We start from the raw sequence: 26,484 nt of genomic DNA on the forward strand, positions 1-26,484 counted from the left end.
CGTCCCCATACGTCGAATGCCAGGAACCCCAGATGACCATTGCTTTCGAGACCATCGCCGCGGCTGCCGTGGCACTGTCCCCGGCTACGGTACGCAGCCGGGTCACCGTACCGTTGCGCTTCCCGGACGGCTACGCGACAGGCGCGGAGGTCCTGACGTTCCACGGGCTGGCCGACGGCAAGGAGCATCTGCTGCTCGCCCTGGGCGACTGGGAACAGTTATTGCCGGGTCCGGAACGGCAGGAAGAGGCCCCGCTGGTCCGCTTGCACAGTGAATGCCTGACCGGCGACGTGTTCGGCAGCGAGCGCTGTGACTGCGGACCCCAGCTGCGCGAAGCAGTTGAGGAGATCGCCGGCGTCGGCGGGTTCCTGCTCTACCTCCGTCAGGAAGGACGCGGCATCGGCCTGTACTCCAAACTGGACGCCTACGAGCTGCAGGACGCCGGCTACGACACGTACGAAGCCAACCTCGCCCTTGGACACAAAGAAGACGAGCGTGACTACACGGCGGCCGCCCAGATGTTGGCCGCCGTCGGGGCCACCACCGTCCGTCTCCTCAGCAACAACCCGGACAAGTCCGCGCAGCTGATCTCCCTCGGGGTCGACGTCACTGCCCAGATCCCCACCGGAGTCCACCTGTCCCCGTCGAACCTCCGCTACCTGGCCGCCAAACGTGACCGCACCGCACATACGCTCGATCTTCCGCCGACAGGCGCCGGCTCGTCCTTGGTCGCGGCAACCCCCGACGCTGTCCCCAGTCCCGAGGAGTTGCTCGCCCGGGTGGATGCACTCATTCCCGGCCTCCGGGAACGGGCGGAGGAAACCGAGCGTTTGCGCCGCCTTCCGGAAGACACCATGGCGGCGCTGAAGGCGGCGGGCGTCTTCCGGATCCTCGCGCCGAAGGCGGTGGGCGGATTCGGGATGGGCATGGAAACCTACGCCAACGTCATTCGGCGCCTGGCCCAGGGGTGTACCTCGACGGCCTGGACCGCCGGACATCTGGCAGAGCACGTCTGGATGCTGGCCCGCTGGCCCAGGCAGGTCCAGCAGGAAGTTTTCGCGAACGGACCGGCGCCCATGGCCGCCGCCACCGGCGCGCCCCTGGGCACGGCGGAAATGGTCCCGGGAGGCTACTCCATCTCCGGCACGTGGAGCTTCGCTTCCGGCGTGATGCACTCCGAGTGGGCACTGCTGGCCGTGCATGACGGCGACACGCGTCTCCAGTGCCTCGTCCCCGTCTCCGAGCTGGAGCTGTTGGACGTATGGCACACCGCAGGCCTGCGGGGGACAGGCAGCAACGATCTCCGGGCCCACGCGTTGTTTGTCCCGGACTACAGGACACTGGACTGGTCCCTATTGGCTGCAGCGGACAACCCCGGAAGCAGGATCCACCCGGACCCCATCATCCACGCTCCAGTGGCAGTGCTGCTGAACATGGTGGCGCCTGCCGCCGCCTTGGGAGCCGCCGAGTACGCCGTCGAACTGTTTCGTGAACGCATGATGGTGCGGAAAGTGAAGAACACGGGTGAAAACCGCCAGGCGGATTCGCCGCTCGGGCAGGCCCGCTTTTCGCAGGCCTACGGGCTGCTTGCCACAGCCCGCTTGCACTGGGAAGAAGCGCTCCGGATGGTTTCTGCCTCGCATGAACGCCGGCTTCCACCACTGTCCGACGAGGAACGCGCAGCGTACCGGCTGTCGCTCGCCCTGAGCGGAGCAGCATCGGCCGAGGCAGTGCAACTCGTGGCCGCGGGGTCGGGCGGCAGCATTTACCGTCTTGCCCACCCGCTCCAGCGCATCCAGCGCGACGTGAATGTCCTCCTCAACCACCCCACACTGTCCATCGATCCGATTCTGGAGCAGGCGGGCCGAGGCCTGCTGGGCCTCGAAATCACGATTCCCTCGTTCTGATGCTCCAGGACTACCTCGTCAAGGCTGGTTTGGCTTGGGGTGCGAGATCCATGGTCGTAAGACGCAGCCAGAGCCAGAGCCGCTTCTGCGGGTCGTCAAGATCGAGGTTGAAGTCCTTGGCCAGGCGGGAGACCCGGTAGCGGACGGTGTTGTTGTGCACGTGGAGGCGTTCAGCCATAGCGGAAATGCTTCCGTTCGACGCCAGGTATGCCCGCAGCGTCTCCACATAGTCGGTCTGCTGTTCCGCATCGTGGACCTGAATTTTGGTGATGTCGTCGACGTCGGCGAGTCCGTTCTCAGCGATGAACGCCCCGATTTTCAAGAGACTCAGTGGGACCCGGTAGTCCTCGAACAGACCGGCGGCAGGGGATTGCCCCCTGCTGGAAGGCGGTGCTGCCGCTTGCTGCCGGAGCAGGTATTCAAGGGTTTGCAATGCTTCGGATCGCGAGTCCGGCAGGTCTTCCACCCGAGGGGCGATGCCGCCAACGGCGGCGATCAGTGGGTAGGAAGTGATGGTGCTGGCGTAGGCGGCGATTTCCTGGACCACCCGCCGATGCGCGGCCCTGGGCGCGGTTACCTCGCAGGGCAGGAGGGCGTAGACCACCGAGTCAATGAGGGCACTGTGGCTGGTGTTGAACTGAATGTTGCAGACAGTTGTGACAAGGTGCAGCAGGCGTTGGATCTCCCGCACCGATTCAAGGCTCCCGGTTTCGGGGCGGACGATCGAGAAGGCCGCGACGGCGAGCCCGTTGGCAGCATCAAGTCCGAGCTGGGCTGCGGCAAACGAAGCATGCTCGGGATCGTCCATCAGCGTGCGGATCAGGTCCCCGTTCCGGCGCTCTCCGAAGTCGGAGGCCGAGCGGGCGTGGAGCATGTGGAGGCCGGCAAGTGGTGCCATCCTGTCCAGGGCGTCCAGCGCCGCCTCCCGCTTCTCCTCGCCAGGGTCGATGATCCAGATCGAACCAAGTAGTTCCCCGCTGGCTCTCACGGCAAGGGCCAGCCGGGCCATCTCCTCGTCTGCTGCGGGGATCAGCACCGCCCTGGAAGATGAGTAGACGATTTTGAAGTCGGTATCGAAGGCCGGCGGCTGGATTTCCTGCAGGGAGAGGGTGGTGACACGGCGCAGTTCGTCGACGGGCTGTCCGGGCAGTGTTGAGTAGCCGAGCACCCGTCCGAGCGGATCCACGATGCTTGCCGCACCGTTGGTGATCGACGCCGCGGCATTGGCGAACGCGTAAAGGTCCCCGAGCCGTACCCCTGAGACGGAATCGGCGGCCGCCCCCATGACGGATGCCCTGGCCAGAGCCACCAGGCGGGTCCAGTCCACGTTGTCTGGTGCAACCAGAACGGCCAGGCTGTGCCGGACGGCGGCGGACCGAAGTTGGTCCATCGGCGTTCCGTGGGCTTTGACGATCACTGCAGCAGCATCGCTGTTGGAGGCCCGGTGCAGCAGCTGGTCGAAATCTACCGAGCCGCAGGTGAGGCCGACGGCCAGAATGATGCGGTCATCGACGCTCGTCCATTCGTCCAGCGGATCGTACATGAGGACGTCCGAGACGGGATGGCCCAGGTTCTCTGGTGTGGGGTTGGCATGCACCAGGCCGGCCTGCATCAGCTGGATGCAATCCGACAAGCGGACCACGGCTCCGTGCAGATCGCCCTCCGTCAGGCCCGTATCCGTTTTCATACCTTGGAATTTATCACAAGGGATAGCCGAAACTATTAGCGGTATTCACATATAGACGGGAGGAGATCTGGGTCACTATTGGTGAAGGAAGCGACAGAGAATTCCTGCAAAGAACACCAGAGGATTACTAATGAAATTCAAGGACATCAAGGCTCTGGCCACGGTTCAGGGGCCGGCCCGGACCCCCTCGCAGCGGCTGTCGCGGCGTTGCTACAGCGTCGAGGACATGCGGAAACTGGCCGCGAAGCGCCTGCCCGGCAGCATTTTTGACTACATCGAGGGCGGCGGGGAGGACGAGGTCTCCCTTCGCCGTAACCGGTCCTCCTTTGACGACTGGTCTTTCCTGCCGAAATGGGGGTCGGTGGAGAACCTGGACCTTGGCTCAACCCTCCTGGGCGGCCCGGTGTCGATGCCCTTGACGCTGGCCCCCACCGGCGGCACCAGGCTGTTCCACCCGGACGGAGAAAGCGCAGTCGCCCGGGCGGCCCAGCACGCCGGACTCCCGTACGGACTGGCACACCTGAGCACGACGCCGATGGAACAGGTGAGTGCCGCCGCTCCCGGAGCGCGGCGCTGGTTCAACATCGAACCGATGCAGGACAAGGCGGAACTGCAGGCGGTCCTGGACCGGGCCGCGGCTGCAGGCTACGAGGCCCTCCTGGTCAACGTCGACTGCCGCGCCATCGGCCACCGCGAACGGGACTACCGCAACGGGTTCACCGCGCCGCCGTCCATCAAGCTGAAAACCGTGGTGGAAGGGGCCCTGCACCCGCGGTGGGCGCTGGGGTTCCTGGCCAATGACGCGATAGCCTTCCCCAACCTGGACGCCGCGATCCCCGACGGTCCCCTCTCCAGCACCCCTGATATGTGGCGAACGCTCCTTGCCGGCTCCTACGAATCTACCGACTGGGACGACATCCGGGACCTTCGCACCCGCTGGAACGGCCCCATCATCCTCAAAGGCGTCGTCAATCCCAACGACGCCGTCATTGCGGCCGACATCGGCATCGACGCCATCCAAGTCAGTAACCACGGCGGCCGGCAGCTTGACCACATGGCCTCGCCCCTGGACCTCCTCCCGGACATCGTGGACAGGGCGGAAGGCCGGCTGGAAATCATCGTCGACGGCGGCATCCGCCGCGGCTCTGACGTCGTCAAGGCCCTCGCCCTCGGCGCCGACGCGTGTTCCATCGGCCGCCCTTACCTGTATGGCCTGGCGGCCGCCGGCCAGGCCGGTGTCGCCCACGTTCTGACCATGTTCCAAACCGAAATGACCCGCACCATGATGCTCCTCGGAGTGTCGTCGATCCAGGAACTCCGGCTGGAAGGCCGCGACCTGATCCGGCACCGCGCCGCACCCCTGATCACCACCTCACCGGCCCGGAACGCCCGCAAGGGCCTGGCAGAAATGAGCACCCCCTGATGAAAACCCATCCTGTACCCCCGCGGCCGGAACGCACCCGCCCGGCCGCAAGTGCCGCCGTCGTACTCGGTGCGCTGATGCTGGCCGTCACGGCGTGCGGGCCGACGGCGCCCGCGACGTCCTCGGACAAAGGCGGCCAGGACACAGGTGTCCCGGCCGTTGCGGTCAACGAAGGCGCCTCACAGTTGCTTCCGGAATCGATCAAATCAACCAAGGTGCTGCGCGTGGCGATCCCCACCAACGAGCCGCCGACCCAGTTCTACCGTGAAGGGACCCAGGACATGACGGGAACGAACCCCGACGTCGCGCGACTCATCGGCCAGTCCCTGGGCGTGAAAGTGGAGATCCACGTTGCCAATTTTGACTCCATCATCCCTGGCCTGGCTGCAGGCCGGTACGACATGACCGTCTCGTCCATGACCCCGACGGCGAAGCGCATGGAGGTCCTGGACTTCGTGGACTACATGCAAATGGGCAATTCCATTGCCGTGCCGAGTGGCAACCCGCAGGGGATCAGCAATGAGGGGTCCCTGTGCGGCAAGAAGGTTGGTCTCCTGACCGGGTCCTACCAGCTGACCGTAAATGTCCCCGCCACCGATAAAGACTGCACCGCAGCCGGCAACGACAGGATCCAGAGAAGCGAGTTCCAAGACACGCGGCAGGCCATCTCGGCGCTGACCAGTGGACGGCTGGACGCCGTGCTGGCGGATTCACCCATTCTGGACTTTGCTGCCAAGCAGAACCCGTCGATCGGCATCGCCGCAAAATACGACTTCACGCCGGTCGGGGTGGGCATGCCCAAGGACTCCAACCTGGTCAAGGCCGTCTCCGCAGCGCTCTCCACACTGATCAAGAGCGACTCCTACCGCAAGGTGCTCGCGAAGTACGGGCTTGAATCCAGTGCCATCACCGACGCCCGCGTCAATTTCGCCCAATAGGAGGTGAACACCATGCAGCAACGCTCAATCCCTGGCACTAGGCAGGAATCCCCGCCGGCATCGGCGGATTCCATTCCGGTGGTGCCGCTCAGGCACCCTGTCCGGGTGGCCATCGCTGTCATTCTGATTCTCGTTGCGTTCAGCGCCGCGTGGGATGTGGCGGTCAACGAGCGGTATCGCTGGGACGTAGTCGTGTCGTTTCTTTTCGCCCCGCAGATCCTTGCCGGGGCCGGTCTGACCGTCCTGCTCACCGTGGTGTCGATGACCGTCGGCATTGCGCTGGGCACGGTCTTGGCGATCATGCGGCTTTCGGCGAACCCGATCCTGAGCACCATCAGCCGGGGCTATATCTGGTTTTTCCGCGGCACACCACTGCTCGTGCAGCTGATCTTTTGGTACAACATAGCCGCCCTGTATCCGGTTATTGCTTTCGGGCTTCCGTTTGGTGGTCCGTCCCTGGTCCTCGGATCGGCGAACGTACTCATCTCCCCGCTTGCCGCCGCGTTGCTGGGGCTGTCCCTGAACGAGGCCGCCTACATGGCCGAGATCATCCGCGGCGGCATCGGATCCGTGGACAAGGGCCAGTACGACGCGTCGCGGGCTCTCGGAATGAACGGCGGACAGCTCATGCGCCGGGTCATCCTGCCCCAGGCCATGCGCGTGGTCCTCCCGCCGACCGGCAACCAGGTCATCTCCATGCTCAAGGGCACGGCGTTGGTCAGCGTCCTCGCGATCTCGGACCTGCTCTACTCGGCCCAGATCATCTATGCCACCAACTACCAGACGATCCCGCTGCTCATCGTGGCCAGTCTCTGGTACCTGCTGATGACCACCATCCTGAGCTTCTTCCAAACCAAGCTCGAACGACGGTACGGCCGCGGCTTCGACGCTTCGCCGCGCCGGACCCGCCAGCCAAAGACCCACCCAAAGACAAGGACCGCATAATGAGCACCGCAATGGTGGAAGCCGAGGGAGTCCGCAAGAGTTTCGGCTCAACGGAAATCCTCAAGGGCATTGATCTAAGGGTCGAACGCGGTTCGGTGACCTGCCTCATCGGCCCGTCCGGTTCCGGGAAGACCACTTTCCTCCGGTGCATCAACCACCTGGAAAAGGTCGACGCCGGACGGCTCTATGTAGATGAACAACTGGTGGGATACACCGAGCGCAACGGGCGACTCTACGAAATGAAGGAACGCCAGACCGCGCGCTCACGGCTGACCGCAGGCATGGTTTTCCAGCGCTTCAACCTCTTCCCTCACATGACCGTGCTGGAGAACATCGTGGAGGCGCCCGTCCATGTGCTCGGGCGTCCCCGGAGCGAAGTCACCGCCGAAGCGCAGGCCCTGCTGGACCGTGTGGGGCTTGGCAACCGGGGGCACTCCTATCCGCAGGAGCTCTCCGGCGGGCAGCAACAGCGGATCGCCATCGCCCGGGCACTGGCCATGAAACCCAAGCTCATGCTCTTCGACGAACCCACGTCCGCCCTCGACCCGGAGCTGGTCGGCGAAGTCCTCGACGTCATGAAGTCTTTGGCCGAGGCCGGGATGACCATGGTCGTGGTCACCCACGAACTCGGCTTCGCCCGCCAGGTCAGCGACCAGGTCGTCTTCATGGACCAGGGCGTCGTCGTCGAAAGCGGAGCCCCCGCTGACGTCCTCGGTTCCCCGCAGCACGAACGCACCCAGGCCTTTCTTTCAAAGGTCCTCTAACCGTCAACAAACTCCGGCCGGCCAGCTCGCCGGCCACACGAAAGGAATCCGCCCGATGACTCGACAGCAGATAACCACAGACCTCGCGCCCAGCCCGGCTGGCCCCTACTCCCAGGCCATTGCGGCCAACGGCTTCCTCTTCACCGCGGGGCAGACGCCCCACCACCCCGTCACGGATGAAACCGTCGGGACCACCATCGAAGAGCAGACAGTACAGGCCATGAAGAACCTGGCCGCCGTCCTGGCTGGGCACGGACTGGACTTCTCCCACGTCGTCAAAACAACTGTTCACCTGCACCACCCCGGCCGGGACTTCGCGGGGTTCAACGCCACCTACGAGGGGTTGGTAAAAGCCCCCTACCCGGCACGAACCACCGTCGGTTCGTTCCTGGGAGACTTCCTCATCGAAATCGACGCCGTGGCGGCCATACCTTAACCGTTCCCAGGAACTCCGCTGAGGAATGATCGCTGTGCCAAGGCCCCGCCTGATGCGAAACCAAGCATCGGCGGGGCCTTGTCTGAATATGCTGGCAGGGACACAACATCACCGCCGAACTCTTGCCCGGCCTCAGCGAAGAAATTTCCAGGAACGGAAGGACGCCCCAATGACAACCCGGGACACCCACTCAGTCGGCGCGCCGTGCCGGGTCGACACTTTCCAGCCTGATCCCCGGGCCGCAATGGACTTCTACGGACCGCTCTTCGGCTGGAGTTTCGACGAACCCACCCCGATGCCGGCAGGGCTCGACGGCGAGATGGCGCCCTTGCTGTGGTCGCCGACGCCACCGGCGTGCCATTCTGCCTGTGGCAGCCTGGCGGGACCGACGGCATTGTGCTTGCCAATGAGCCGAATTCCTGGGCGATGAGCTCGCTGCACACTACAGATGTCGAGCGAGCGCAGGCGTTCTACGGCTCCGTGTTTGATTGGGAACTTGAGCCAGTTCCTGGCTCTGCGTTCTCGCTGTGGCGGCGCTCAGGACGAGTCGTGGCCGTCGTGACCGCGACGGACGGCGTGACAGTCCCACCGCATTGGAGCGTCAATTTCGCCGTCCGCGATGTGGACTTCATCGCCCAGCGGGCCGTAGGCTTGGGCGGCACCATCCTGATGGCGCCGACGAGTACGCCGGGATTTCGCAATGCGGTAATCGGCGACCCCCAAAGGCGGCGTCATCGCGGTCAGCGCGCCGGCGGGCTGACGCACACGCACCCGGGCCGATTTCTGTGCGCGTCCGCTCTGGCACGCGCAGACGCGGGAGGCGAGAATGGGAACGTGCTGCACCTTCGCCGTGGCGGAGACGCCGGCGCAATGAACGCCGCCGCCCGTAAGACCCAGCGGATCTATCTCACATTGACGCTGGGCAATACCCTTGCAGCCTCGTTCATCTGGGGGATCAACACCCTCTTCCTGTTGGATGCCGGACTCAGCAACCTCGAGGCCTTTGCCGCGAACGCGTTCTTCACAGCTGGCATGGTGCTGTTCGAGGTGCCCACCGGAGTGGTCGCGGACGGTTGGGGACGCCGTGTTTCCTTCCTGCTCGGCACTGTGACACTGGCGGCATCGACCTACCTCTACTACCTGCTCTGGCAGCTTTCCGCGCCGTTCTGGTCGTGGGCGGTGGTGTCCGTTTTGCTCGGCCTGGGCTTCACATTCTTCTCCGGTGCGGTTGAGGCGTGGCTCGTCGACGCGTTGCGCTTCGCGGGATACGACGGAGGGCTGGAAACGGTGCTCGGGCGGGGACAGATGGTCTCTGGTGTCGCGATGCTCGCCGGCTCGGTCGCCGGAGGCGTGATCGCGCAGGTTACCGATCTCGGCGTTCCGTTTTTGCTGCGCGTAGGCGTGCTTGTTGCCATGTTCGGCGTCGCCTTTTGGCTTATGCATGATGTCGGTTTCACCCCCGAGCGCACGACCCATCCACTGCGGGCGACCCGTGCCGTGCTCTCGGCCTCGATCGAGAACGGTCTGAAGAATCCACCGGTACGCTACGTGATGCTGGCGGCGCCGTTCAACGCCGGCGTCGGGATCTACGTCTTCTACGCCCTGCAGCCGTACCTGCTCGAGTTGTTCGGCGACCCGCGGGCGTACTCCATTGCGGGCCTGGCCGCGGCGATCGTGGCGGGAGCGGAGGTGCTCGGCGGCTGGCTGGCGCCGCGCGTTCGGCGCCTCGTTCGCAAACGCACGACGGTGCTGATTCTGAGCGGCATTGCCAGCGCACTAATTCTGATTGTGCTCGGGTTCATCCAGGAGTTCTGGGTGGCCTTGGCGCTGCTGACGCTCTGGGCCGTGGTAGCCGAGGTGGGCATGCCAGTGCGGCAGGCCTACCTGAACGACATGATCGCGTCGAAGCAGCGTGCAACAGTCCTTAGCTTCGACTCACTCATTGGATCAAGCGGCGGCGTGGTGGCGCAGCCGCTGCTCGGCCGGTCGGCCGATGTGTACGGGTACCCGGCCTCGCTGGCGATCGGCGGCGTGATCGAGTTGATCGCGGTGCCATTCCTGCTGGCGAGCCGTGCCCAGCACGCCCGGGCCGATGTGGCCAACGCCCCAACCAGCACGCCGGACGCGGAGTCCCAACCGTCATAGACACCGCCATGAGCCCCAAACGTGGCCGATTATTCCGCCGCCGAGGAACGGTGGGGGAGCGGCCATAGGGTCCAACGGGAATTCCTAAGGTGCACTTGGCAGGCTGTGGACACCTGGTCGAAACGTTGCCCCCATCAGCGGTTCGATCAGTCCGCCGGCCCGGCAATGCACCCCCCAGTTTCTGCCTGGCCGGCGGACTTTGGGTCTGCCTGAGCCGGCTGCTTCGAAGATTCCAGCTATCCGGGCGGCGGTGTCCGTTGCTTCCGTAGGGCCAGATAGACGCAGTGGGCCGTGATGATCAGCGCCAGCCACGCCGCCCCGAGAGCCCCGGCCCCCAGGACGTCGGTGAGCCAGTGATGACCCAGGTACACCCCGCTCAGGCCCATGGTCACGGCAAACATGGCCGCAGCGCACAAGGTAAGGACACGGCTACGCGTCCTCTTGAGCCGGGGGACTAACAGGTAGGCGATGATGCCCACGATGACCACTGAGTTCAGGGAGTGTCCGCTTGGAAACGAGGGCGAATAATCGAACGGCGGCACGGCGTCCGCGGGAGCGGGGCGCGTTCGGCCGATGAGTCTCTTGCCGGCGATGGTCATGAGCAGGGAACCGGTCCCTGCGATGAGGATGAGTATTGCCGGAGTCCAGGTTCGGCGACTGATCGTCAGAGCTATCGTGGCCGCCAGGGTAAGGAGCAGCATGCCGACGGTGTCGCCGATATAGGCGTACGCGGTCACGATGAGATCCATGGCGGGGGAACGGAGACTCTTTCCCGCTACGAGCGCCGGGTGGTCCAGTTGCGCGACCCCGTCGCCGCCAAGCACGGATTCGCATACCCGGGCGAAGGCTGCGGTCATTCCAGCGATGATGGCCGCACCCGGCAGCAGGGCCAGGACAGGCGGCCCGTACGGGCCGAGGAAGTTGCTGGTTCCCCGGACAGCCCTGACCAGGAGACCGTAGGAGCGCTCGTCCGCCCGGGTGAGGTCACGGCCCTCGACGAGACGGTCTTGGTTCAGTTCCTCGCCGATACCTTCATCGGTCTGGCTGCGGGGTTCCTTACTCAACGTTGGTTCCCATCTCGAATATTGACCATCGTCAGGTCGAGCCGTAAGCAAAGCCTAAGCGGACGCGTGCAAGAGCATCATGAACGCCGGACTCTGACGCAGATGAGCCACACCCGTGCCCAGCGCTCGCCGGCTGAAATCAGACGTGCTGATCTACGAGAACCGGGTTGCCGTCCGGATCCACCACTATGAAGCTCGCCGGCCCGGTCGTTTCCTCGTCCGCTTCTGATACGAATTGCGTGCCCTGGGCCTTCAGCTGGCGCTGGAGATCGCGCACATCGGTGAATGAGTCGAGCGGTTCCGTTCCCTGGGTCCAGCCCGGGTTGAAGGTCAGCATGTTCTTGTCGAACATCCCCTGGAACAGGCCTATGACCGTCTCACCGTTTTTCAGGATCAGCCAGTTCTGGGTGATGTCGACCCCGTGGCTGCTAAATCCGAGCTTTTCGTAGAACGCCGCCGAGGTCGCGATGTCCTTGACGTTGAGGCTGAGCGAGAAAGCGCCGAGTTCCATGTTTTGCTCCACTCTTCAGAATGATGGATTCATCCGATGATAGTCGCGGGCAGCCTTGGGTGGAGCGCTTTCCTGGCGGGTTTCAAGTTCGACGGGCACGAATCCAGCCACCAAGGTCCCCGAGAACGGCAGGGGAGCCCCCGTGGGTGCGCGGTCGCCGTCGTCGTACTGGCGCAGCTGTGCAGCTACCGGGCCGAACGCCGGTTGCGCGCCTGGGCCGCCAGCCGGGTGAAGGCGTAGACGAAGACGCCTTCGATCAAAATCATCGATCCGAACAACAGCCATTGGCCGCTGCTGATGAAGGCGATGGCACCGACCAGGACGAGCACGGTTCCGAGGACCAGCGCATACACGGCGAACCCGAAAGCCACCCTGGCGCTGCGCACGCCTGTCCGGAAGCCAAAGCCCATAGGCTCTCCTCCTGGGTACCCCTCCACGCGGTCAGGGCCTGCGGGCCTGAGCCTGTCGAACTCATCCCAAAGGTCCCGGTCCTGATCGGTCATAGTCCCATTATCCCGCCATTCCAGCGGCGATGGGATCCGCCGCCGTGTCGAGGCCCACCCTGCGATGGGGGAGGGGCTACCCCTCCGGGGGCTGTCCGTTGAGTGGTCGCTGAGCCAGGAGTACGGCTTGGGCCGACTTCTCGCGGGGGCCGGGTTCGCGTGACATCTGGGCGAGGATTTTGAAGCCAGCGTTGGCGAGGTCAGCGATGACGGCTGCCTGTGGGAAAAGCTGGGCGTCCATCGAAACGTCGTGGCCATAGGCGCGGGTTATGTGGCGGGATCCTTCACCCACTTGGAAGCTGATCAGGACATATCCGCCGGGCGCAAGGACCCGGAAGAACTCTGCAAATACGCGGGGGAGATCAACGGGAGCCAAATGGATGATGGAATACCAGGCGAAGACTCCGCCCAACTCCTTATCCGCATGAGGGAGGGCCCCCAGCTCGGCAACGTCGAAGCTGAGCCCGGGATAAGTCCGCCGGGCCACCTCAATCATTCCCGCGGACACATCAATCCCCGAAATGTCGACACCCATGGTTGACAGCAGCCGGGTCATCCGGCCTGCTCCGCAGCCCGCGTCGACCACCGATCCGCCGTTTCTTTCCAGCACGCACGCCGCGAATGCGTCGATCATGCCGCGGTCGGCTGGACCCTCGAAACTGGCATCCGGCAGCAAATGCGCGTAGCTCTCGGCGACCACGTCGTAGGCCGACCGGACGAGGGCAAGACGATCGGCACGAGTCATCTGGAAAGGCTATCGCGGCCCGAGTCGCCTGTTGTGCGTCGGAAGATTCTGCATTGCCGTCAGCAGTCGGTGAGGGGACGATAGACGCAAGGGCGGGAATATGAGGATGTCTCCCTGACGGACGGCTGCGGGGTGCTAAATGGTGGCCATGAAGACTGGTGGTCGCAGGCGGGTGTGGCCCATCTTGGTGGCTGGGCTGGCAGTTGTCCTGCTCGCGATAGGGCTTGCCGTGTTAAAACCGTGGCTTCTCTTTGTCGACGTGCGCGTGGATGAACAAATCCCGACCGTGGCGGCATCCGCCGAAACCGCGAAACCCTCGCCCTCCGCTTCTCCGGGCGCCCCGTCGCCACCCGCCGCCGCGCCCGCCCGGCCGGCTCCTGCCGGACCGGTCCAGGTTGCCGTAGGTTCATTGATCAGCCACGAACACACGACGTCGGGGACGGTCCGGATCCTGAGGCAGCCAAACGGCGACCACCTACTTACCCTGGAGAATCTTGACACCTCAAACGGCCCGGATGTCCACGTGTGGCTGAGTGCTGCCGACGTCGTGGAGGGAACGGGCGGTTGGTTCGTCGCCGGTGGTGCCGACCATTTTGACCTCGGCCTCATCAAGGGAAACCAGGGCAATCAGGTCTACGCAATCCCCGCCGGAGTTGACCTGAAAAAGTACAAGTCGGTCGATCTGTGGTGCGTTCAATTCAGCGTGTCATTCGGGGCGGCTCAGCTCACCTTCTGACCGGCTGCCGGACAAAACCCGGAACCACGGGGGTCCTCGCGCGACGCCTAACGCGCGGCCCTTTTGGCCCGGCATGCCGTGCGCTACTGTGCGGGCATGAATGACGGCGCCCACGTGGCAGTTCGGTTCACCGACTGCATCAATGCCGGAGATGTCGAAGGTCTCGCTCAGCTCATGTCGGAGGACCACAGGTTCATTGACACTGCTGGCACGGTAGTTGTGGGCAGGGCCGCCTGCCTGGCCGCCTGGCGCAGCTTCTTCGCGGCCTACCCGGGGTACAGGAATGTCTTCGAAGCAGTGTCGGCGAGCGGGAAGAACGTCACTGTTGCGGGATATTCGACGTGTCCCGGCCACGCCGTGCTGGAGGGGCCCGCACTGTGGACGGCGGTTGTCGACGGCAATCAGGTGCTCGAATGGCGGGTCTATGAAGACTCCGCCGCCGTCCGCCGTCGTCTGGGCATATTGGGCGACTGACAATGCAAGTGCCCCCCGCAGGCGGCACTGCCTCCGAGTGGACTACGCCGACGAGTCCTGGCTTGCGGCGATGCGGTCAACGAAGTCCAGTACGGCCGGATGGGCGGGGTTGATGAGATGTCCCCCGGTGACCAGCACCGTCCGGGTGAACGGCAATGCGCCGGACAGCCGGGCGTTCACCAGCCTGCAGGGTTCGGGCGACTCCTCCGCGGACACGATGAGCGTGGGCCGGCGGATCCCTGCCAGCTGGTCCTCGTCCAGTTCCAGAGCGTCCTCGCTGAGATCCATGCCGTGGCCCTTGATCTCGGCGAGGACGGCGTGCCCCGTCCCGGCCAACATCTCGCGGAGATCCTCCGGCAGCGACTCCCACGCGGCAGCGCCGAGAGCCTGGCGGATCACAGATTCCGCAACCAGACCCGGCTGGCCGGCCGAGCGCTCCAGCACCCTGAGGCGAAGGCTCCGGGCCCAGGCGTCGGCCTCCGGGTCAATGGTGAACAGGGCCGGCTCCAGAAGAACCAGCGCCTTCACTTTGTCCGGGAACCGGCGGGCAAGCTCGATGGCAATGAGACCGCCGGTGCTGCGTCCGATCACCACTGCCGGCCCCGCATGCAAAGCGGCCAGAACACCCGCGGCGTCGTCCACGTGGTCGACCAAGTCCAAGGTGGAGAACGGCGCCGGGGGAGCGCTGCGGTGGAAGCCCCTGCGGTCATAGATGATGCACCGGCCATGCAGGGCGAGTTCCTTGGCGGCATCCGCCCACATCACGGCTGAACTGGGCGTCCCGTGCACGCCGAGAATCGGGATCCCCGCACCATATTCCTCGTAGTACAGATCCACGCCGTTGACGCTGAGCCGGGACATATCACCAGCGTAGGTCGCGCCCTCATTCAGCGGAAGGGAGCCTCTCCTCGGCCTCGGTGGCTGGCAGGAGCTGGCGGTTCCTGATGCGCGATTCACCGAAATCGATCGTCACCGGCTGGATCTCCCAAGAGCCGCTGCGCCTGGTTATAGGGCTCCCCACGGCAACGTGGGGCGTCCAGCGCGGGTACCTGAAGCCCAGAGCACGCGAGCTGAGAATAAAGTCGTCGCTGTTGTCCACCTGGAGCTCGGCCAGCAGCTCATGCAGGGCCTGCACGAGGGAGACCTGAAAGTCGCGCACGCTTTGGGGCACATCCACCTCGAGTCCGCATACGCTGCCGCCGCCCAGCACGATCAGCCTGTCGGCATGCCCCGAGAAGCCTCCCATCACCGGCAGCCGCTTCAGCCACGCGGACGTCCTGCTGGCGGCCGTAGCGGGACTCGTGATGCCTTTGGTCCACTCCGAGACATCCTGGGAGAAGTCGTCCAGCACACCGATGTGCAGCAGTGTCATGTGCAGACCGTGCTCCCTGCGCAGCGAACGCACGTAGCTGCCCAGCTTCTCGTAGTCCCCGGCCCCGGACCCAATACGGAGCACGGGCACCTCCACCGTGATGCGCGGAACTGTATGCATCCGGACTCTCCTTTTTGCCCGTGCCGACCGTTGACGCTCAGTGCAATTATCCTCCCGGAGCGGGGGACCCGGACCGTTTATCCGAGGGTGGCGAGGCCGCGGTGCGCGGATTCCACAACCACCGGCATGCGCGCCGTTAGCGTCTTCACTTCGCCGTCGATCTGTAGCGGAACGGATTCCGTCGTCTGGAAGCTGTAGCGGCTGACGCCGCTGCGGTCCAGGGCGCCTTTCCCCCCAACCGCACGGGTGGGAGGATTTGTGTATGAGTGAAAAAGAAGGTCCTGGCCCCCAGTCGCCTTCCCCCACCGCTGCGGAAAAGCAGGCGCAAGGCCAAGCCAAAGATGACCACTCCGCGCCGACCACCGGTCAGATGCGGACAGTGGGTCAGCGTCGCAGGGATTCGGAAGAAAAGCTTGAGAAGCATCAGCAGGAAGCGCGGCACAAGCCTGCGGAATAGGCGCCCGAGCCGATATCCGGAACGTTCAACGATTCAGCAATCTGATTGTGGTGCAGCTCGTGTAAATTCGGAAGTATGTCACCTGCGAACCCGAACGCCGAGAAGTCGCCCGTCCTCGAATCCGGGGCTGTCCCTCAGGGCGGATCGGCGTCGCCGGGGGGAACGTCCAGGCTCCGGGTGGCGGTGCCCTCGGTGGCGACCCGCGTCGCCACCGAGTTGCGCCTCCAGATCGCGGAAGGCGCACTGCCGCCAGGAACGAAGCTCAAAGAGGAGGCACTCTCCGATGAGCTCGGTGTCTCCCGCAACACCGTGCGGGAGGCCTTCGCCGAACTTGCCAGCGAGCGCCTCGTTGTCCGCCAGCCCAACCGGGGTGTCTTCGTCGCCAGTCTCGGTGTCACCGACATCCATGACGTCTATACCGTGCGGCGGGCCATCGAGGTCAGTGCCGTCCGGGGCGGAGGCAGTCCGGAAAGAATCGCCGCCGTGCGTGCGGCCGTCGAGGAAGGCAAGCACGCGGCCGCAGCCGGGGACAGCGAAGGGCTCGGAAGCGCCAACCAGCATTTTCACGGCGCCCTCGTGGCGCTGGCGTCCAGCGAACGCCTCGACACCATCATGTCCCAGGTCCTCGCCGAGATGAGGCTCTTCTTCCACAAGGCCGCTGTCGACGGCGGTTTCTACCAGGACTATTTGGCAGACAACGAACAGATCTGCCAGGCCCTCGAAGCGGGCGACACCGAACTGGCGGCCGAACGCCTGCTCTCCTATCTCGACCGCTCGGAGGAGCACCAGACCGCGGTGCATACGTCCTAGTCCGCGGTACATACGTACAGGGCGGAAACTCCGCCGGCCGCCGCACGCGTCCGCGCCCTGCCCTTGGCCGCCCTTGGCCCCGCCCGGTTGATGCCTGCCTGCGCTGCAAGCGCATATCTATCCCTTGACGGTGTGACCTGCGTCGCGTAAATTGTTCAACAACATTGAATTGTTCAACGATCCGACAATTCAACACCGTGTCAGGATTCCCCAGCCTCGCTGGCGGCAAGCCTCACAAAAACTGCCCCGATGCCCACCTGTCAACGTCGCAGGAGAGGACAAGCGGGCAGCGAGCATCATCCGTCGCACCAGCCGATGAATTCCACACTCTTCATGGAGGCAAAATGGCCAACCAACCCGCAGTGGCCCCCGGGACGCAAGCACCTTTTGTAGAGCGCAAGGGCATGTACAAGGCATTCGCCGCCAGCCTGACAGGCACGGCACTCGAGTTCTACGACTTCGCTGTCTATTCCGCCGCGGCGGCGATCGTCTTTCCGCTCATCTTTTTCCCGGCCTCGGACCCGGTGACGGGCACCCTCCTGGCTTTCTCGACGTACGCGGTGGGATACATCTCCCGCCCGGTCGGCGGCATAATTTTCGGCCGGCTCGGGGATGAGATCGGCCGCAAGAAGATCCTGGTCTTCACGCTAATGCTGATTGGCGTGGCGACCTTCCTCATCGGTCTGCTGCCCACCTATGACAACATCGGCATCATTGCGCCGGCCATCCTTGTGTTCCTGCGCTTCGCACAGGGCGTGGGCGTCGGCGGCGAATGGGGCGGCGCCGTTCTGCTCTCCAGTGAATTCGGCGACCCGAACCGGCGCGGGTTCTGGGCGTCCGCGGCTCAGATCGGGCCGCCTGCCGGCAACCTGATGGCCAACGGTGCGCTTGCTGTGCTGACGCTGGCCCTGTCAGAGGAGGCATTCCTCGACTACGGCTGGCGGATTGCGTTCCTGATCTCAGCCCTGCTGGTGGCTTTCGGCCTCTGGATCCGCCTCAAGCTCGAAGACACCCCCATCTTTAAGGCCATGGAAGCCAGGGGAGACCAGCCCAAGGCCCCGATCAGGGAAGTCCTCACCACCCAGCGCCGGCCCCTCCTGGCCGCCATGCTGAGCCGGATCGGCCCGGACGTCACATACGCCCTGTGCACGGTGTTTACCCTCACCTACGGCATCCAGGAGCTTGGCTTCGACCGCGGCCAGGTGCTCGTGGCCGTACTCGTTGGCTCGGCCCTCCAGCTCTTCACGATGCCGCTCGCGGGCCACATCTCCGACCGCATCAACCGCCGGCTCGTCTACGGCATCGCCGCTGTGGCGGCCGCAGTGTGGGCGTACCTGTTCTTCATCGTTCTTGAAGGGCGTTCGCCGGTCATGCTGATCGTCGGCACAGTCCTGGGCCTACTCTGCCACTCCTTCATGTACGGGCCGCAGGCAGCCTTCGTGGTCGAGCAGTTCTCGCCGCGGCTCCGGTCCACCGGCAGCTCCCTGGCCTACACTTTTGCGGGAATCATCGGCGGCGCCATCGCGCCGTTCATGTTCACGCTGCTGCTGAGCACCTTCCACAGCTGGGTCCCTGTAGCCATCTACCTCAGTGTGGCGTGTCTGCTGACCTTGGTGGGACTGGCGCTCGGCCGGGACTCTAATGTCGCCGAAGACGAGGAATACCTGAACACGTCAGGTGAACTCGTAGGGAGCGGCACGCGGTGAAGCAGCCGAACTCCCTCGTGGCACCGTCCGAAGCGCGCCGGCAGTTCCGCAACGGCCTCGTCACACCGACATCCGGCTGGAGCGACGGATTCACCCAGGCGAATCTTATAGCCGTGCCAGCCGACTACGCCGACGAATTCATCGAGTTCTGCCGGCTCAACCCAAAGGCCTGCCCGGTCATCGACATCATCCCTGCTGGCAGCTACGAAAGTGCCCTGGCAGCCGGCTCTGACATCCGCAAGGACATCCCGGCTTACCGGCTTTGGCAGGACGGCGTCCTCACCGACGAAGTCCCTGACGCTTCGTCTTCCTGGCGCGACGACATGGTGGCCGTGCTCATTGGCTGCAGCTTCACGTTTGAGGCCGCACTCGCCAGCGAGGGCATCCCGCTCCGCCACACCGAAACCGGGCGCAACGTTCCCATGTACCGGACCAACGTAGAGTGCACGCCCGCGGGAAGAATCCACGGCCCCATGGTTGTCTCCATGCGCCCCATGCCGGCCGAGATGGTCGAGACGGCCATCAGGGTCACCTCGCAGGTGCCGAAGGTCCACGGCGGGCCCGTTCATGTCGGCACACCCGAGGAACTGGGCATTGCAGACATCAACCGCCCCGACTTCGGAGATGCCGTAGAGATACGGTCGGGGGAAGTGCCGGTGTTCTGGGCATGCGGTGTGACACCACAGAGCGCCGTGATGGCTTCCCGGCCCCCGTTCGCCATCAGCCATGCACCCGGGCACATGTTCATCACCGATATTCCCGAAAGCAGCTACCGGGAATCAGGGGGAGATGAATAAGCCCGCAGGTCCTGCCGGTGCCTTCCCTTTTACGCGATAGGACCTGGCAGCGGAACGGTGGCTGTCGTCAGCGTGAAGGCGCCATCCAGAACATGCTCGGCCAGGATTCGCTGCATGCCATCCTGTCAGGCCCCCCGGCTTGCCCCGGGGAAGTCAGAGCTCATCGACGATGCAGGGATGGCGGATGAAGCTCAGCGTGGCTCTTGATCGCCTTGGTGGCGGTATTCTGTGATCGGCCGGTGGCGCACACCAGCCTGTATGAAGATCCTCTTCAAGGGGAGCTTGGGCTGCCCCAAGTGGGCACGAATAGCAGGAACGGGCGGTCGCCTATCTTGAAGTCGTTACTGACGTGCTGGTCCAAATTTCCGCCAGCAGTCAGTGCAGCGTCAATGCATACCGGGAACGGCCGGCGTGAGCTCAAAGGCTCAGCGTCAGCGTTTCATCCTGACCAAGGCCCTCAGCCAAAGCTAAGTCACCGAAACCAAGTCCCACGCTCAAAACGGACGTGTCTCTGGCAACCACCCGGCAGCGAGCAACGCCCACATGTCCCTTCAGGGTGCAGTGTCAGTTGCGGTTCAGTCCGAACTGCCTGCTGAGGAGCGCACGCTTGTAGTGGGCCTCGGCTGCGTCGATCTCCGTTGTTGAAGCCCCACCAGCATCGCTGCTCAGTGGGGGCCGGTGCTGCGAATAGCCGACGAGCAGCGGGCTGGCCGGGGCCCGCCAAAAGGCTGGCCGTGGACGGTGATGAGTAAGCACCAAGAGGGCCTGTGGCCGACCGCGAAGTTTTGTGCGACCATGCCGCATGAGGAGTGAGAAGGACATCCGGGTCATCATTGAGAGGGCGAGGGAAGAGATGATCTACATCGGGCCTGACCACCCGTACTACCCCTTGTTAGCGGACCTGGTCACAGTGATCCCGGAAGCCTGGCAGCAGGGGTACGACAGCCACCGGGCTGGCGGCCCAGGCGCCAATCCATATCGCTGACAACGCAGACTCCTGCCCGGGGCTTCCGCCTGCGCACCTTCATCTGGGAAGATCGCCTCATGCAAGGGCGGAGAGCGCGCGACCTGTAGAACTGGGCGTCCGGCCTTGTGTCAGGCTCGGGGAAGTCCCTTCATTCCCATGCTTTGGTGTCCCGACGGTGCAGTCGGCGATGAGAAAGGCGCGAAAGTGACTGAAGAGCAGTTTCCCGACGAAGAACCTGAAATTGTCCAGGATGATGACACCCTGCCCGACCAGGCCCCCGGTGCTGCGCCCTCTATGGAACCCGACCCTGTTTCCGGAGAACCTGACAACCACCCGGGCCCCGCGGAGAACAAACCCGACCGAGGGCGCGAGGATCCCCTTCTCGAGGCGGTGTCGGGAGAGGAAGAGGACTTCCTGAGTGAGCAGACTCTGACCGACGACACGCAACGTGCGACCAATGCGCCGACGCTGGAGGAGGCCGCGGCCGACGTCGATTCCGGAGAGGCGCCATCGGCTGAGGAGGTGGAAGCCGGCGACGGTCAGGCGACCTTCGGAGGGTCTCCGCTGAGTCAGTTCGACCCGGAAGACCTTGAGCAGTGACCTCTGAAGCCGGTCCGGAAGGAGTGTTTATCCTGCCCGCCAATCCGGACCGCGGGCCACGGGAACGCAGAAGTTTGAAGCCCCCGATTTCATGCCAAGGGCAGTCGGGGCACGGTTTTCGAATGAATGGGCGCGTGTTCCTCCCTGCGTTGACCCGCCAGAGAGCCACACCCAATAGGCACGAAAATGGTCACGTGAACGACACCTTGCAAGACATCCAGAACGCTGTGCCGAGTGCGCCGGCCGTTCGTGGCATCAAGATAGTCGGAATTGACGGGCCTTCCGGGTCCGGCAAAGCACGTTGGCGGGAAAACTGGCCTCATTGCTGAACGCCCCGATCATTCCGATTGACGACTTCGTTTCCTGGAACAACTTTGCCCAGGTTCGAGCAACAGGTCCTGGACCCTCTACTCCACGGGGACCCGGCCCGCTACCAGCAAAGGGACTGGGACGGCGATGAGTTCGGTGACTCCCTGGGACTTTGGACAACGGTGAGCTGGAGCCCGCTGGTGCTCATCGAAGGCGTCACGTGTACAAGACGAGAGAGCATCGGCAAAATTACATTCGCGATATGGGTGGACGCTCTAAAGGATGAGCGTCTGCGACGCGGCATACATCGAGACGGAGAAGGTCACAGGGCACTTTGGCGCCGCTGGATGGATGAGGAGGACAGGTTCTTCGCCGCGGATGAAACGCGCCTCCGGCTGACCTCATAGTTCCTGGGACTTAGGGCAAAGGAGACACCCAGCCCCTTCTTCGAACGGATGCCGGGATTTACCGCTGACAGAACACGCCAAGTACCGCTGCAATTCACAATCCCGGGGTTGCTGGAAGCGTGGCTGGTGGCCGAGGCGGGAGGCGTCGGAGCCACGTGGGTCCGGGCCGCCTTCCCTAGGGAGGCGGCCCGCACAAACTACCCTTTGGTGCGGCTGGCAACTAGCTGCCGCGCTAGCGGGTGGCTAGCCTTCACACTCAATGCAGTAAGCGTGCCCGTTCTTTTCACGGGCGATCTGGGAACGGTGCCGGACCAGGAAACAGGAGTAACAGGTGAACTCGTCCTCCGCCTGGGGGACCACCTGGACCACCAGTTCCTCGGCCACAAATTCGCCGCCCGGAACAATGGATTCGTCCATCGCATCGGCTTCATCCAGCTCACGCACGACGCTGCGGGCATCGGGGGCGTTTGCGGACTGCAGTGCCTCCAGGGAATTGTCCTGGGATTCCTTGACGTCGGAACGTACTTCGTCGTAATCGGTTGCCACTTAGGTGTTTCTCTTTTCTGGCGTTCTTGTCTGACGGATATGCAACCTACACCATTGCGCCGATATTCCCTTGTCACGAAGACCAGCGGGCGTGGTTGGAAAGCTTACCTCAGGCCGGCCGTGGCTTCGCACAGGCACGGCCGTGGAACCGGAGCCCCGGGTGCCGGATCGCCGAACACCGGGCCCGAAGATTATAGGCACAATGGACGGGTGACTTCTCCCGCCCGTCCTTCTGCCCCCGTTCATGCCAGCGGGCTCTTCGATCTGGCAGCCATCGGTGCGGGCCTGGTGTTCGCAGATTCGCTGGGGGTGCTAGCGGAAGCGCTCCGTGCCCAGGGCGCCGGCGGAACGGCTGTGGTGCAGGCGCCCCCTGGCACCGGGAAGACCACGCTGGTTCCGCCCCTGCTCGCAAACATCGCGCTCGCAAACATTGCGGCCGCCAACATCTCCGCCGCCAACATCGCGGCCGGCACCGCACGAAAGAACGGCCCGCGCATCGTCGTGACGCAGCCGCGCCGCGTGGCCGCGCGTTCCGCGGCCCGGCGGCTCGCCACCCTGGATGGCAGCAGTCTCGGCGACCGCGTGGGGTACACGGTCCGCGGTGAACGCCAGGCCGGCTCCAAGACCGTGATCGAGTTCGTCACCCCCGGCATCCTGCTGCAGCGCCTACTCTCGGACCCCGGCCTGGAGACCGTGGACGCCGTCATTCTTGACGAGGTTCACGAACGCGGCCTGGAGACAGACCTGTTGCTCGGTATGCTCGCCGAGGTCCGGCAGCTGCGCGGCGACCTCGCACTCGTGGCCATGTCCGCCACCCTGGACGCGCCGCGCTTCGCGGCCCTGATCGGTGAGGCGCCGGCGGGTGAGCACGACGACGGCGGCCCGGCTCCCGTCGTCGACTGCCCCTCCGCGCTGTACCCCTTGGAAACGAGCTGGGCGCCCCCGGCGGTGCCGAGGCTGGACGGGCGGGGGGTGACCCGCGCGTTCCTCGATCATGTGGCCGACACCGCATTGGCCGCGCACTCCGAGGCGCTGGCGCGGGACACAAACGTTGACGCCCTCGTGTTTCTGCCCGGCGCGCGGGAGGTGTCCCACGTGGCGGGACGCCTGCGCGGCCGGGCTAGTGCGGGCACCGAGGTGCTGGAGCTGCACGGCCAGGTCAGTCCGGCGGCGCAGGACCGCGCAGTCTCCGGACGGGACCCGGGCGGTCCGCCGCGGATCATCGTGTCCACCGGGCTGGCCGAATCCTCCCTGACCGTTCCTGGAGTGCGTCTGGTCATCGATGCGGGGCTTTCCCGGGAGCCGCGCCGGGACACCGCGCGCGGCATGTCCGGCCTGGTGACAGTGTCCTGTTCCCGGGCGTCCGCCGATCAGCGCGCAGGCCGCGCCGCCCGGCAGGGGCCCGGACGGGTGGTCCGCTGCTATGACCAGAAGACCTTCGGAGCCGCGCCGGCCCACCGGACACCGGAGATCGCGGTGGCCGACCTGACGGGCGCTGCCCTGGTCCTTGCCTGTTGGGGAGCGCCGGGCGGCCGGGGACTGGCCTTGCCCGATGCCCCGCCGCGGGCCGCGATGGATGAGGCCGTCGAGGTGCTGCGGGAGCTCGGTGCGGTGGGTCCTGACGGGCACGCCACGGACCTCGGCAAAACCCTGGCCAGGATTCCCGCGGACCCGCGGCTGGCGCGAGCCCTGCTGGACGGCGCCGCCGCTGTGGGCCACCGGACGGCGGCGGAGGCCGTCGCCGTCGTTGCCGGGGACCAGCGCGCTCCCGGCGCCGACCTGACGCGGCTGTTGAACTCGCTGCGGACGGGCAACGACCCGGCGGCGCGGCGATGGGCGGAGGACGTCCGGCGAATGGAAGCTGTCGCACGTCAGGAGAGCACCGGCGTCGCGCCTTTCCAGCCCGCTGCCCCGGTGACCGGCGCAGAGGCGGCCGGTTTCGTCGTCGCCCTCGCGTTTCCGGACCGCGTGGCGCGCCGCGTCCAGGGACAGGGGCCGGAGCGCTACCTGCTGTCCTCAGGCACGCGGGCCGGGCTGCCGGCCGGAAGCCCGCTCACCGGGCACGAGTGGCTGGCCGTCGCGGAGGTGTCGCGCGCCGAAGGACGCGACGCTGGCGGCACCGGCGCCGTCATCCGCTCCGCGGCGCCGCTGAGGGCGGACACCGCCGAGGCCGCCGCGCGGCACCTCTTGGCGGAAACGGTGGAGGCGGGTTTCAGCCAGGGCCGGGTCACGGCCCGCCGGGAACGCCGGCTGGGGGCGATCGCGCTGTCCTCCACGCCGGTCAGGCCGTCCGTGGAGGAGGGCCGCGCCGCGGTGGCCCGCGCGCTGAAGAAGGAAGGGCTGGGGACCATCGGATGGTCGACGGCGGCAGACGGCTTGCGCCGACGCCTCGCCCTGCTGCACCGGGAACTGGGCGAACCCTGGCCGGACGTTTCCGATCAGGCCCTGCTGGGCAGGCTGGATGACTGGCTGGCGCCGGAGCTTGAGGCATTGGCCGGCGGAGCGGGCACGAACGGCATCGATCTGGCCGATCCCTTGCGGCGGCTGCTGCCGTGGCCGGACGCCGCCCGGCTGGGAGAACTGGCCCCGGAGTGGCTCGAGGTGCCGAGCGGCTCGCGGGTGCGGATCGCGTATCCGGACGTAACGGACGACGACGGCCGGCCGGTCGTGGCGGTGAAGCTGCAGGAATGCTTCGGCTGGGCAGCCACGCCGCGGCTGGCGGGGGAGCGGGTGCCGCTGCTGTTCCACCTGCTGTCGCCGGCCCGGCGGCCCTTGGCCGTGACGGACGATCTCGCCTCCTTTTGGTCCGGCCCCTATGCGCAGGTCCGCGCCGAGATGCGGGGCCGCTATCCCAAGCACCCCTGGCCGGAGGACCCGTGGACGGCGCCGGCGACGGCACGGACCAAGCGCAGGATGTAGCTCCGCCCGGCTCAGCCCAGGGCTGTCATGGCAGGGGCCTGTCACTGCGGGGTTCTGTCATTGTGGGCGCTGGCGGCCAGGCTTACGCTGGGACATATACGAGCGGTGGCCGCTGCCGCTCGTGAAAGGGCGCAGCATGGACGCCACATCCGTCACCGACACCTTCCACCGGCCACTCCGGGACTTGCGGATTTCAGTCACGGACCGGTGCAATTTCCGCTGCGTCTACTGCATGCCCCGCGAGATCTTCGGCAGGGATTACGTCTTTATGCCGCGGGAACAGCTGCTGACGTTTGAGGAAATCGCCAGGCTGACTTCGATTGCCGTGGCCCACGGCGTGCTGAAAATCCGGCTGACCGGCGGGGAGCCCCTGCTGCGGAAGGACATCGAGGAACTGGTCCGCATGCTGGCCCGGCTGCGGACGCCCGACGGGCGGGCGCCGGACCTGGCCATGACCACCAACGGCTCGGTGCTGGCACAGAAGGCGCAGGCTCTCAAGGATGCCGGGCTGAACCGCGTCACCGTGTCCCTGGACTCCGTCCGGGAGGAAACGTTTCAGGCCATGAACGACGCCGGCTATCCCGTGGCCAAGGTGTTGCACGCCCTCGACGTCGCCCAGGCGGCGGGCTTGGGGCCGGTAAAGATCAACATGGTGGTCAAGCGCGGGAAGAACGACCAGGACATCGTTGACACGGCCAGGCATTTCAAGGGGTCCGGGTTCATCCTGCGGTTCATTGAGTACATGGACGTGGGAGCATCCAACGGCTGGAAGATGGATGAGGTTGTGCCCTCCGCCGAGGTCCTGGCCCGCATCAGCTCGGTGTTTCCACTGGAGCCGGTGGCGCCGAACTACCCCGGCGAGACGTCCGGGCGCTGGCGCTACCGGGACGGCAGCGGCGAAATCGGGGTCATCTCGAGCGTCACCCAGGCCTTTTGCCGGGGCTGCACGCGCGCCCGGCTGTCCGCCGACGGCAAGCTGTTCACCTGCCTGTTTGCCACGTCCGGCACCGACCTGAGGGCACTCCTGCGGGGCGGCGCCTCCGACGCCGAGCTTTCCGCGGCACTGTCCGCCCTGTGGGGCGGCCGGGCGGACCGGTACTCGGTGCTGCGCAGCGCCGCCACCCCGGACGCCGCCCCGGATTCCGCCGCGGCCCGCAAGATCGAGATGTCGTACATCGGCGGCTAGGCCGTTAGAC

25 protein-coding genes and 1 pseudogene are annotated in these 26,484 nt (G+C 65.4%); 18 read left to right on the top strand and 8 right to left on the bottom strand.

Features of this window, described 5'->3' with window-relative positions:
- Positions 1–32: 32 nt before the first annotated feature.
- Both ribA and CXQ90_RS22920 read left to right on the top strand, forming a co-directional pair.
- A pseudogene (gene ribA, locus CXQ90_RS22915) lies at positions 33–701 on the top strand (GTP cyclohydrolase II); the annotation flags it as partial.
- A 153-nt stretch (positions 702–854) separates the two neighbouring features.
- The gene (locus CXQ90_RS22920; RefSeq protein WP_258064497.1) at positions 855–1,907 is read left to right on the top strand and encodes an acyl-CoA dehydrogenase family protein; all 1,053 of its coding nucleotides are present in this window, start codon (positions 855–857) and stop codon (positions 1,905–1,907) included.
- 10 nt (positions 1,908–1,917) lie between these two features.
- On the opposite strand, the gene CXQ90_RS10835 is transcribed toward CXQ90_RS22920, so the two are convergent.
- Positions 1,918–3,594, bottom strand: a complete 1,677-nt coding sequence (locus CXQ90_RS10835; protein WP_104139063.1) for a CdaR family transcriptional regulator — start codon at positions 3,592–3,594, stop codon at positions 1,918–1,920.
- Between the two features lie 130 nt (positions 3,595–3,724).
- Between CXQ90_RS10835 and CXQ90_RS10840 the strand changes: the two genes are divergently transcribed.
- From CXQ90_RS10840 to CXQ90_RS10870, 6 genes are all read left to right on the top strand, one after another.
- Entirely contained in the window at positions 3,725–5,017 is a 1,293-nt protein-coding gene (locus tag CXQ90_RS10840; RefSeq protein ID WP_181038522.1) for an alpha-hydroxy acid oxidase, read from the top strand.
- A complete protein-coding gene (locus CXQ90_RS10845; protein ID WP_219816665.1) occupies positions 5,017–5,955 on the top strand; it encodes an ABC transporter substrate-binding protein in 939 nt (312 codons plus the stop codon). Before CXQ90_RS10840 ends, CXQ90_RS10845 begins: the two co-directional genes overlap by 1 nt.
- A gap of 12 nt (positions 5,956–5,967) precedes the next feature.
- Positions 5,968–6,900, top strand: coding sequence for an amino acid ABC transporter permease (locus tag CXQ90_RS10850; protein ID WP_104139065.1), 933 nt, complete (start codon positions 5,968–5,970; stop codon positions 6,898–6,900).
- Complete coding sequence (locus CXQ90_RS10855; RefSeq protein ID WP_104139066.1) at positions 6,900–7,664, top strand: amino acid ABC transporter ATP-binding protein; 765 nt, start codon at positions 6,900–6,902, stop codon at positions 7,662–7,664. The genes CXQ90_RS10850 and CXQ90_RS10855 overlap by 1 nt, the downstream gene beginning before the upstream one ends.
- Positions 7,665–7,719: 55 nt before the next feature.
- Entirely contained in the window at positions 7,720–8,100 is a 381-nt protein-coding gene (locus CXQ90_RS10860) for a RidA family protein (protein ID WP_104139068.1), read from the top strand.
- Between the two features lie 870 nt (positions 8,101–8,970).
- Positions 8,971–10,245, top strand: a complete 1,275-nt coding sequence (locus CXQ90_RS10870) for an MFS transporter (RefSeq protein WP_104139069.1) — start codon at positions 8,971–8,973, stop codon at positions 10,243–10,245.
- 236 nt (positions 10,246–10,481) lie between these two features.
- Here the strand turns inward: CXQ90_RS10870 and CXQ90_RS10875 are convergent, their stop codons facing one another.
- The 4 genes from CXQ90_RS10875 to CXQ90_RS10890 form a co-directional block, all read right to left on the bottom strand.
- Complete coding sequence (locus CXQ90_RS10875) at positions 10,482–11,309, bottom strand: phosphatase PAP2 family protein (protein WP_258064486.1); 828 nt, start codon at positions 11,307–11,309, stop codon at positions 10,482–10,484.
- 139 nt (positions 11,310–11,448) lie between these two features.
- The gene (locus tag CXQ90_RS10880) at positions 11,449–11,820 is read right to left on the bottom strand and encodes a VOC family protein (RefSeq protein WP_104139071.1); all 372 of its coding nucleotides are present in this window, start codon (positions 11,818–11,820) and stop codon (positions 11,449–11,451) included.
- Between the two features lie 185 nt (positions 11,821–12,005).
- Entirely contained in the window at positions 12,006–12,323 is a 318-nt protein-coding gene (locus CXQ90_RS10885; protein WP_104139072.1) for a hypothetical protein, read from the bottom strand.
- Between the two features lie 76 nt (positions 12,324–12,399).
- Positions 12,400–13,068: a class I SAM-dependent methyltransferase gene (locus tag CXQ90_RS10890; RefSeq protein WP_104139074.1), complete on the bottom strand. Its 669-nt coding sequence runs from the start codon at positions 13,066–13,068 to the stop codon at positions 12,400–12,402.
- 148 nt (positions 13,069–13,216) lie between these two features.
- Between CXQ90_RS10890 and CXQ90_RS10895 the strand changes: the two genes are divergently transcribed.
- Entirely contained in the window at positions 13,217–13,804 is a 588-nt protein-coding gene (locus tag CXQ90_RS10895) for a DM13 domain-containing protein (RefSeq protein ID WP_181038523.1), read from the top strand.
- A gap of 96 nt (positions 13,805–13,900) precedes the next feature.
- The gene (locus tag CXQ90_RS10900; RefSeq protein ID WP_104139075.1) at positions 13,901–14,278 is read left to right on the top strand and encodes a nuclear transport factor 2 family protein; all 378 of its coding nucleotides are present in this window, start codon (positions 13,901–13,903) and stop codon (positions 14,276–14,278) included.
- 42 nt (positions 14,279–14,320) lie between these two features.
- Here CXQ90_RS10900 and CXQ90_RS10905 read toward each other — a convergent pair whose 3' ends face one another.
- Together CXQ90_RS10905 and CXQ90_RS10910 are read right to left on the bottom strand one after the other, a co-directional pair.
- The gene (locus CXQ90_RS10905; protein ID WP_104139076.1) at positions 14,321–15,139 is read right to left on the bottom strand and encodes an alpha/beta fold hydrolase; all 819 of its coding nucleotides are present in this window, start codon (positions 15,137–15,139) and stop codon (positions 14,321–14,323) included.
- Between the two features lie 22 nt (positions 15,140–15,161).
- Positions 15,162–15,770, bottom strand: coding sequence for a hypothetical protein (locus tag CXQ90_RS10910; RefSeq protein ID WP_104139077.1), 609 nt, complete (start codon positions 15,768–15,770; stop codon positions 15,162–15,164).
- A 262-nt stretch (positions 15,771–16,032) separates the two neighbouring features.
- On the opposite strand from CXQ90_RS10910, the gene CXQ90_RS10915 reads away from it, so the two are divergent.
- From CXQ90_RS10915 to CXQ90_RS10945, 6 genes are all read left to right on the top strand, one after another.
- Positions 16,033–16,227: a hypothetical protein gene (locus CXQ90_RS10915; RefSeq protein WP_104139079.1), complete on the top strand. Its 195-nt coding sequence runs from the start codon at positions 16,033–16,035 to the stop codon at positions 16,225–16,227.
- Between the two features lie 75 nt (positions 16,228–16,302).
- A complete protein-coding gene (locus CXQ90_RS10920; protein WP_104139080.1) occupies positions 16,303–17,037 on the top strand; it encodes a GntR family transcriptional regulator in 735 nt (244 codons plus the stop codon).
- Positions 17,038–17,381: 344 nt separating this feature from the next.
- Entirely contained in the window at positions 17,382–18,743 is a 1,362-nt protein-coding gene (locus CXQ90_RS10925; RefSeq protein ID WP_104139082.1) for an MFS transporter, read from the top strand.
- Positions 18,740–19,540 carry a putative hydro-lyase gene (locus tag CXQ90_RS10930; RefSeq protein ID WP_219816666.1) on the top strand — a complete coding sequence of 267 codons (801 nt, stop codon included), beginning with the start codon at positions 18,740–18,742 and terminating at the stop codon, positions 19,538–19,540. The genes CXQ90_RS10925 and CXQ90_RS10930 overlap by 4 nt, the downstream gene beginning before the upstream one ends.
- A gap of 802 nt (positions 19,541–20,342) precedes the next feature.
- Positions 20,343–20,525, top strand: coding sequence for a hypothetical protein (locus CXQ90_RS10940; protein ID WP_104139085.1), 183 nt, complete (start codon positions 20,343–20,345; stop codon positions 20,523–20,525).
- A 186-nt stretch (positions 20,526–20,711) separates the two neighbouring features.
- Complete coding sequence (locus CXQ90_RS10945; RefSeq protein ID WP_104139087.1) at positions 20,712–21,107, top strand: hypothetical protein; 396 nt, start codon at positions 20,712–20,714, stop codon at positions 21,105–21,107.
- Between the two features lie 959 nt (positions 21,108–22,066).
- On the opposite strand, the gene CXQ90_RS10955 is transcribed toward CXQ90_RS10945, so the two are convergent.
- The gene (locus CXQ90_RS10955) at positions 22,067–22,369 is read right to left on the bottom strand and encodes a DUF4193 domain-containing protein (protein WP_104139088.1); all 303 of its coding nucleotides are present in this window, start codon (positions 22,367–22,369) and stop codon (positions 22,067–22,069) included.
- A gap of 210 nt (positions 22,370–22,579) precedes the next feature.
- Between CXQ90_RS10955 and hrpB the strand changes: the two genes are divergently transcribed.
- Together hrpB and moaA are read left to right on the top strand one after the other, a co-directional pair.
- A complete protein-coding gene (gene hrpB, locus CXQ90_RS10960) occupies positions 22,580–25,288 on the top strand; it encodes an ATP-dependent helicase HrpB (RefSeq protein ID WP_181038524.1) in 2,709 nt (902 codons plus the stop codon).
- A 136-nt stretch (positions 25,289–25,424) separates the two neighbouring features.
- Positions 25,425–26,474, top strand: coding sequence for a GTP 3',8-cyclase MoaA (gene moaA, locus CXQ90_RS10965; RefSeq protein ID WP_104139091.1), 1,050 nt, complete (start codon positions 25,425–25,427; stop codon positions 26,472–26,474).
- Positions 26,475–26,484 lie beyond the last annotated feature (10 nt).

Origin of the sequence: Arthrobacter sp. ZGTC131 (genome assembly GCF_002929275.1) — a bacterium.
Taxonomy (GTDB): domain Bacteria; phylum Actinomycetota; class Actinomycetes; order Actinomycetales; family Micrococcaceae; genus Arthrobacter.

Excerpts from the sequence above, each read along its gene's own strand:
- CXQ90_RS22920 (WP_258064497.1), top strand. The coding sequence starts at position 855 with ATGGCGGCGCTGAAGGCGGCGGGCGTCTTCCGGATCCTCGCGCCGAAG.
- CXQ90_RS10835 (WP_104139063.1), bottom strand. The coding sequence starts at position 3,594 with ATGAAAACGGATACGGGCCTGACGGAGGGCGATCTGCACGGAGCCGTG.
- CXQ90_RS10840 (WP_181038522.1), top strand. The coding sequence starts at position 3,725 with ATGAAATTCAAGGACATCAAGGCTCTGGCCACGGTTCAGGGGCCGGCC.
- CXQ90_RS10845 (WP_219816665.1), top strand. The coding sequence starts at position 5,017 with ATGAAAACCCATCCTGTACCCCCGCGGCCGGAACGCACCCGCCCGGCC.
- CXQ90_RS10850 (WP_104139065.1), top strand. The coding sequence starts at position 5,968 with ATGCAGCAACGCTCAATCCCTGGCACTAGGCAGGAATCCCCGCCGGCA.
- CXQ90_RS10855 (WP_104139066.1), top strand. The coding sequence starts at position 6,900 with ATGAGCACCGCAATGGTGGAAGCCGAGGGAGTCCGCAAGAGTTTCGGC.
- CXQ90_RS10860 (WP_104139068.1), top strand. The coding sequence starts at position 7,720 with ATGACTCGACAGCAGATAACCACAGACCTCGCGCCCAGCCCGGCTGGC.
- CXQ90_RS10870 (WP_104139069.1), top strand. The coding sequence starts at position 8,971 with ATGAACGCCGCCGCCCGTAAGACCCAGCGGATCTATCTCACATTGACG.
- CXQ90_RS10880 (WP_104139071.1), bottom strand. The coding sequence starts at position 11,820 with ATGGAACTCGGCGCTTTCTCGCTCAGCCTCAACGTCAAGGACATCGCG.
- CXQ90_RS10885 (WP_104139072.1), bottom strand. The coding sequence starts at position 12,323 with ATGACCGATCAGGACCGGGACCTTTGGGATGAGTTCGACAGGCTCAGG.
- CXQ90_RS10890 (WP_104139074.1), bottom strand. The coding sequence starts at position 13,068 with ATGACTCGTGCCGATCGTCTTGCCCTCGTCCGGTCGGCCTACGACGTG.
- CXQ90_RS10895 (WP_181038523.1), top strand. The coding sequence starts at position 13,217 with ATGAAGACTGGTGGTCGCAGGCGGGTGTGGCCCATCTTGGTGGCTGGG.
- CXQ90_RS10900 (WP_104139075.1), top strand. The coding sequence starts at position 13,901 with ATGAATGACGGCGCCCACGTGGCAGTTCGGTTCACCGACTGCATCAAT.
- CXQ90_RS10905 (WP_104139076.1), bottom strand. The coding sequence starts at position 15,139 with ATGTCCCGGCTCAGCGTCAACGGCGTGGATCTGTACTACGAGGAATAT.
- CXQ90_RS10910 (WP_104139077.1), bottom strand. The coding sequence starts at position 15,770 with ATGCATACAGTTCCGCGCATCACGGTGGAGGTGCCCGTGCTCCGTATT.
- CXQ90_RS10915 (WP_104139079.1), top strand. The coding sequence starts at position 16,033 with ATGAGTGAAAAAGAAGGTCCTGGCCCCCAGTCGCCTTCCCCCACCGCT.
- CXQ90_RS10920 (WP_104139080.1), top strand. The coding sequence starts at position 16,303 with ATGTCACCTGCGAACCCGAACGCCGAGAAGTCGCCCGTCCTCGAATCC.
- CXQ90_RS10925 (WP_104139082.1), top strand. The coding sequence starts at position 17,382 with ATGGCCAACCAACCCGCAGTGGCCCCCGGGACGCAAGCACCTTTTGTA.
- CXQ90_RS10940 (WP_104139085.1), top strand. The coding sequence starts at position 20,343 with ATGAGGAGTGAGAAGGACATCCGGGTCATCATTGAGAGGGCGAGGGAA.
- moaA (WP_104139091.1), top strand. The coding sequence starts at position 25,425 with ATGGACGCCACATCCGTCACCGACACCTTCCACCGGCCACTCCGGGAC.